Origin of the sequence: Acetobacter suratthaniensis, assembly GCF_017377745.1 — a bacterium.
GTDB lineage: Bacteria > Pseudomonadota > Alphaproteobacteria > Acetobacterales > Acetobacteraceae > Acetobacter > Acetobacter suratthaniensis.
In genome coordinates this window covers 1-2,500 of the sequence record NZ_JAFVMG010000036.1, presented here as the reverse complement: position 1 = coordinate 2,500, position 2,500 = coordinate 1, and the positions used below count along the sequence as shown (strand labels likewise).

Sequence of the window (2,500 nt, the reverse complement as noted above, 5' to 3'; positions counted from 1 at the left end):
GAATGCCTACAAGCAGTCGGAGCCTCTTATGGGGTGACGGCGTACCTTTTGTATAATGGGTCAGCGAGTTTCTGTTTGCAGCGAGCTTAAGCCGTTAGGTGTAGGCGTAGCGAAAGCGAGTCTGAATAGGGCGACGAGTTGCTGGCAGAAGACCCGAAACCGAGTGATCTAGCCATGGCCAGGCTGAAGGTGCGGTAACACGCACTGGAGGGCCGAACCCACGCCTGTTGAAAAAGTCGGGGATGAGCTGTGGCTAGGGGTGAAAGGCCAATCAAACTCGGAGATAGCTGGTTCTCCGCGAAATCTATTGAGGTAGACCGTCAGGTGTTGACCCCGGGGGGTAGAGCACTGGATGGGCTAGGGGGGCCCAAAGCCTTACCAAACCCAACCAAACTCCGAATACCCGGAAGTTTAGCCTGGCAGACAGACAGTGGGTGCTAAGGTCCATTGTCGAGAGGGAAACAGCCCAGACCACCAGCTAAGGCCCCTAAATCGTGGCTAAGTGGGAAAGGATGTGGGGATTCCAAAACAACCAGGAGGTTGGCTTAGAAGCAGCCATCCTTTAAAGAAAGCGTAATAGCTCACTGGTCTAATAGAAACCCTGCGCCGAAAATGTAACGGGGCTCAAGCCACGTGCCGAAGCTGTGGGTGCATACTATGTATGCGCGGTAGCGGAGCGTTCCGTAGGTCTGTGAAGGAGACGGGGTGACCCTCTCTGGAGATATCGGAAGTGCGAATGCTGACATGAGTAGCGACAAACAGTGCGAGAAACACTGTCGCCGAAAGTCCAAGGGTTCCTGCGCAAGGTTAATCCACGCAGGGTTAGTCGGCCCCTAAGGCGAGGGCGAAAGCCGTAGTCGATGGGAATCAGGTGAATATTCCTGAACCTGCCAGAAGTGACGAATGCGATATGTTGTTCATCCTTAACGGATTGGATGGGCTTTTGGAGCATTCCAGGAAATAGCTCTGGCGTATAGACCGTACCCTAAACCGACACAGGTGGACTGGTAGAGCATACCAAGGCGCTTGAGAGAACGATGCTGAAGGAACTAGGCAAATTACTCGTGTAACTTCGGGATAAGCGAGACCCGCGCGTGGGCAACCATGTTCGGGTGGCACAGACCAGGGGGTAGCGACTGTTTAGTAAAAACACAGGACTCTGCGAAGTCGAAAGACGACGTATAGGGTCTGACGCCTGCCCGGTGCCGGAAGGTTAAGAGGAGGTGTGCAAGCACTGAATTGAAGCCCCGGTAAACGGCGGCCGTAACTATAACGGTCCTAAGGTAGCGAAATTCCTTGTCGGGTAAGTTCCGACCTGCACGAATGGCGTAACGACTTCCCCGCTGTCTCCAGCATCGGCTCAGCGAAATTGAATTCCCCGTGAAGATGCGGGGTATCCGCGGTCAGACGGAAAGACCCTATGAACCTTTACTGTAGCTTTGCAGTGGCATCAGAGACATTCTGTGTAGGATAGGTGGGAGGCTTTGAAGCGGGGGCGCCAGTTCCCGTGGAGCCATCCTTGAAATACCACCCTGAATTTTTCTGATGTCTAACCGTGGTCAGTTAGCCTGATCCGGGACCCTGCATGGTGGGCAGTTTGACTGGGGCGGTCGCCTCCCAAAGTGTAACGGAGGCGCGCGATGGTGGGCTCAGGCCGGTCGGAAACCGGCTGTCGAGTGCAATGGCATAAGCCCGCCTGACTGCGAGAGTGACAGCTCGAGCAGAGACGAAAGTCGGCCATAGTGATCCGGTGGTCCCGCGTGGAAGGGCCATCGCTCAACGGATAAAAGGTACTCTAGGGATAACAGGCTGATCTCCCCCAAGAGTCCACATCGACGGGGAGGTTTGGCACCTCGATGTCGGCTCATCACATCCTGGGGCTGGAGCAGGTCCCAAGGGTTCGGCTGTTCGCCGATTAAAGTGGTACGTGAGCTGGGTTTAGAACGTCGTGAGACAGTTCGGTCCCTATCTGCCGTGGATGTTGGAGACTTGAGAGGATTTGTCCCTAGTACGAGAGGACCGGGATGAACATACCTCTGGTGCACCGGTTGTCGCGCCAGCGGCACAGCCGGGTAGCTAAGTATGGACGGGATAACCGCTGAAAGCATCTAAGCGGGAAACCCACCTCAAAACTAGGTCTCCCCAAGGGTCGTGGTAGACCACCACGTTAATAGGCCAGATGTGAAAGCGTGGTAACACGTGCAGCTAACTGGTCCTAATCACCCAATAGGCTCACTCCTTCACTGTCAGCCCATAAAGCCGACAGACCGTGCACAGAAATCATCCATGCACAACAAGCACTCACTCAATAGCTTCTCATTAAAACCAACCGAAATCCACACTCACCCCAATCAGGGTGGTCTGGATGACCTGGTGGCTATGGCGGGGTGTGTACCACCCGATCCCATCCCGAACTCGGACGTGAAAAACCCCAGCGCCTATGATACTGCGGCTTAAGTCGCGGGAAAGTCGGTCGCCGCCAGGTCTTCCAAACTACCCA

The 2,500-nt window shown here is 54.9% G+C and carries 2 rRNA genes (1 of these 2 cut by a window edge); both read left to right on the top strand.

Going from position 1 to position 2,500, the window contains the following annotated elements:
• Positions 1 to 2,240, top strand: a 23S ribosomal RNA gene (locus J2D75_RS14060) (it extends 499 nt beyond the left edge of the window).
• 129 nt (positions 2,241 to 2,369) lie between these two features.
• Positions 2,370 to 2,485: ribosomal RNA gene (rrf, locus tag J2D75_RS14055) — 5S ribosomal RNA — on the top strand.
• Positions 2,486 to 2,500 lie beyond the last annotated feature (15 nt).